A 4,298-nucleotide genomic window follows, 5' to 3' on the forward strand; every position below is an offset into this window, starting at 1 on the left:
ACACGGATTCACCGCGGCTTCCAACAAGCTGAAGCAGAGCTAGAAAAAATGTTTGAAAGATTAACAAATTAATAAATCGATTTTATAGAAGGAGTACTTCATTTACACATAATTATTGACACTCCCTAAAAAGACCATTGGTCTAGTTATCTTGATTTAAACCTAGCTTTTCACGCATCGAAATATCTCCATCTATAAGTACATCATAAGAATTATGTATAATTCGATCAAGGATAGCTTCTGCTAAAGTACCGTCTCCTAGTTTCTCATACCAACCCGGAAAGTCGAACTGGGAACAGTAAATATTCGACTTCTGCGCTTCATAACGAGCGTTGATAATTTCCAGGAGTAATGTGGATTCTTCACTTGTGAGCTCATATAAGAGCCATTCATCTTATGAAAAGTTATTTATTATGTAAAGCTAGATTCAAGTCCTGTTGGTTTTGTAAGCTTTTTGTGTTTCTAACTATACATAATATAGTATCCTTATTCTAAAAGGAGGACGAAATAATGGATACTATTGGAAGTTTAATAAGGAAAGCGACTATGCATTTAGATGAATTAGGGTACTCTGAAGGGACAAAAACTCGCTATAAAAGTTGTTGGAATTGCTTCGAAAAATACGCCGACTTAAAAAACATTCAAGACTTCACTCTTAAATTTGGGTATGAATTCTTGGCGAATCACTATAGAGTTGATTTTGATATTGACTTAACGCCGTATCAAAGATTTACTGTCCGATCAATTAAAGTTTTAAACGATTTTTTGAAAGATGATACATTCAATAAATGCTATCAAAGAAAGGGACTTCAGGTACCCGACTGTTACTTTGACATTCTTATGAGTTATGTCGAAAATCTAAAACAATCAAATCTGACAGATCGAACTATTCAAGGAAAACAAATTATTATTATTCGATTTCTTCATTTTTTGAAAACAAATGAAATCTCTGATATTTCAAAGATACAGTCTAAAAATATTTTGATGTATATCGAATCAATAATGACAAATTATGCAGTATCCACAAAAGAGACTATTCTATACACATTGAGAGATTTTTTAAACTTTCTAAACACCGGTAATTACAATAATTATCATTTAAATCAGCTGTTGCCAATTATTCGATCAAATAAGCTAGAAAAATTACCATCGTATTATACATCTGAAGAAATTAGAGTATTGCTTTATCATGTAGACCGAAGTACAGCTGTTGGTCGGCGCGATTATCTTGTCTTACTACTGGCCATTCAGTTAGGAATGCGAGCGGGTGATATTAGAAAATTAAAGACGGATAACATTAAATGGCATTTAGAAAAAATTGAATATATTCAAGAGAAAACAAAGAATTTCTTGCAGTTACCACTGAGTGATAATATAAAATATGCATTGATTGATTATTTGAAAAATGGTCGACCAATCTGTGATGATCCTCATATTTTTATTAGGCACAGAACGCCTTATGGGCGTTTTGAAAAAGGAAATGTCTTTTGGAGTATTATAAACAAATACTTGAAACTTGCTCAAATTGAAACTAAAAATAGAAAACATGGTCTTCATGCAATGAGACACAGTTTGGCAAGTAACCTTTTACAAGATAACACCCCATTACCTATTATTTCAGGAATACTAGGCCATGAAAATTCGAATACGACTAAGATGTATCTTCGTATCGATACCGAACAGCTCCGAACCGTTGGTCTGGAGGTACCTTCATGATAGATACAGAAAAAGAGTATATCTTTAATGGACCTTTCGCTAGTTATTGCACTATGTATGTTGATTATAAAAAAGGGTTAGGTTATAAATTTCAAGTGTCATCCTATTACAGATTAAGGCAGATTGATAATTTTTTTAAAACATATGAACTTAAAAATCCTATTCTCACAAAAAAAATGGTGAATGATTATGTGAGTAAACGAGGCACTGAATCCACTAAAACACAGCACCAGAGGATGAGTACTATTCGACAGTTTGCACTGTTCATGAACACATTAGAATTCAATTTCTATGTATTTCCGAAAAATGAGTTTGTTAAAATAAGAGATAATTTTGCCCCATATATCTTTACACACAAAGAAATGTCAAATATTTGGGCGATAGTTGACACTTTATGCTTGGCAGAGAATAGTGAACATGATAATCTCATTTATCCAATGCTCTTACGAATGTTATACGGATGCGGATTACGGATTAACGAAGCTTTAACTTTGCATAAAACAGATATCAACTTAGAAAATGGTGTAATTACAGTAAATAAAGCCAAAAACAATATAACCCGGATTGTTCCTATGTCAGAAACGTTAACGGATTATTGTCGTAATTATGCCAAAAAAATGACATTTAATATGAAAATTGAAGGGCATTTTTATCCGGCTCCTGATACTCAAAAATACAAAAGTAAAACGATATTAAACAATTTTAGAAGGATATTACTTAAAGCTGGAATAATTTCTTCTGAATCTGTTCATCCCAGGATACATGATTTACGACACACTTTTGCAGTTCATTCTTTGGAAAAAATGGTTAGTCAAGGGCAAGATATTTATTCTGCGCTTCCAATGTTACAGACGTATATGGGACACCGTGATATTATAAGTACAGAACAATATCTACGGCTGTCAAGTGATACCTACGGTATCATCATTAATTCAACTGCTGAAATGTATCAGGGCGTTTTTCCGGAGGTGAATGAAGATGAAAGAATATAATTTCGGCAAATATTTATCCTCATACTTTCTTAGATACATTCCATCAAGAATGGACTATAGTGAAAATACAGTAAAGTCATATCGGGATGCATTCACTATTTTCTTAAGATACTGCACCAAAGTTCTTAATTTGAAACCCGAAAAAATGAAAATTACCGATATAAATAAAGACTTTATAGAAGATTTTCTGAATTGGCTAGTAGATAAAAAAGGATACTCCATCAAAACACGGAATCAAAGGCTTGCTGCACTTCAATCTTTTTTCCGATTTCTACAAATTGAAACGCCTGAGAACATAGAGAGATGTAACTCTATCCTTTCAATTAAGGCAAAAAAAGTTCAAAATACAGGACAAATGACCTATTTAACAATTAATGCAATTCGAAAGCTCTTGGCTACTCCAAATAGTAAAACTAAAGAGGGAAAAAGAGATTTAGCCATTTTGACGCTTTTGTATGATACAGGTGCAAGGGTTCAGGAAATGATAGATCTAAATGTTTGTGATTTGAGATTGTCTTCTCCAGCAACTGTAAAGTTACTTGGCAAAGGACAAAAAGTACGTGTAATACCAATTACCCCACAGACAGTAAATATTATAAAATCTTATATAGATAATTACCAATTATTGGATGAAGAAAACCTTGAAATTCCAGTCTTTTTTAATAAACAGAAAAGAAGACTCAGTCGTGCTGGCATAGGATATATTCTTAAAAAACACTTTGAAATAGCGCGAATAAACAATTCTAATCATTTCCCAGTGAAAATTTCACCTCATGCCTTAAGGCATAGTAAAGCAATGCACTTACTAGAAGCAAATGTTAATTTGATTTATATTCGAGACTTTTTAGGTCATGTATCCGTCTCAACAACGGAAATCTATGCGAAAGCTAATCCAGAAATTAAACGAAAAGCAATCGAAGCAGCTAGCAATAATGTACTTCCAGAAGAAACATTGACTACAAATGACAAAGAAGTTCTACTAGATTGGTTGAAAGAATTTATTTAGAGTTAAAAATATGAGAATTAAGACTCTTTATTATGAAAAGAAACTTACTTCAAAAGGCGTTGAAATTAGAGTTTCAGCGCCTTACTTTACATAATATTTAACTTTTCATAAGATGAGTGGCTTCTTCATGACTTAACAGAAGAAGAACTATACTTGACCATGGAAATCATAGAAAAAAGGGAAAAGACGATATCTACGATCTTCTGTACCCAGTTCAACACTGCTGGATGGCATTCTAAGTTGGGAGGTGGACCAACAGGCGAAGCAGTTATTGATCGGATTGTTCATAATTCCTACACCATCACTATCGATGGTGAAACATCTATGCGTGAACGACTGGGTTTATCCAATAACTTCTAGGATATTACTATGAAAAACTAATATAATCCTATGGATTATGTAAAGATATCCCATAACTAACTTAAATCACAGTGGTTATGGGATATTTCTTTAGTGGTGTGTTTTGCAAATTTGAAGTACATAGTATTGCAACGAAAAGTACACAATATAGCCATCCAATTTTTTCCTTTTAATTATTCTTTTTTTGATAATGCATTTTTCAAACGAAAACTCTCTCCAGTAAA

Annotated in this window: 3 protein-coding genes and 2 pseudogenes; 4 read left to right on the plus strand and 1 reads right to left on the minus strand. The window is 32.7% G+C overall.

All coding sequences use genetic code 11. From position 1 onward, the window contains the following. Positions 1-142 precede the first annotated feature (142 nt). A pseudogene (locus ACEN4N_RS11080) lies at positions 143-382 on the minus strand (ATP-binding protein); the annotation flags it as partial. A gap of 128 nt (positions 383-510) precedes the next feature. On the opposite strand from ACEN4N_RS11080, the gene ACEN4N_RS11085 reads away from it, so the two are divergent. From ACEN4N_RS11085 to ACEN4N_RS11100, 4 genes and pseudogenes are all read left to right on the plus strand, one after another. Next, a complete protein-coding gene (locus ACEN4N_RS11085; protein ID WP_407090576.1) occupies positions 511-1,716 on the plus strand; it encodes a site-specific integrase in 1,206 nt (401 codons plus the stop codon). Beyond that, positions 1,713-2,708 (plus strand): tyrosine-type recombinase/integrase, encoded by a 996-nt coding sequence (locus ACEN4N_RS11090; RefSeq protein WP_407094242.1) that lies wholly within the window; start codon positions 1,713-1,715, stop codon positions 2,706-2,708. The genes ACEN4N_RS11085 and ACEN4N_RS11090 overlap by 4 nt, the downstream gene beginning before the upstream one ends. Further along, positions 2,695-3,714, plus strand: coding sequence for a site-specific integrase (locus ACEN4N_RS11095; protein WP_407090579.1), 1,020 nt, complete (start codon positions 2,695-2,697; stop codon positions 3,712-3,714). The genes ACEN4N_RS11090 and ACEN4N_RS11095 overlap by 14 nt, the downstream gene beginning before the upstream one ends. Before the next feature lie 123 nt (positions 3,715-3,837). Next, a pseudogene (locus ACEN4N_RS11100) lies at positions 3,838-4,074 on the plus strand (ATP-binding protein); the annotation flags it as partial. Positions 4,075-4,298 lie beyond the last annotated feature (224 nt).

The organism is Ruoffia sp. FAM 20857, assembly GCF_045528645.1.
Taxonomy (GTDB): domain Bacteria; phylum Bacillota; class Bacilli; order Lactobacillales; family Aerococcaceae; genus Ruoffia; species Ruoffia halotolerans.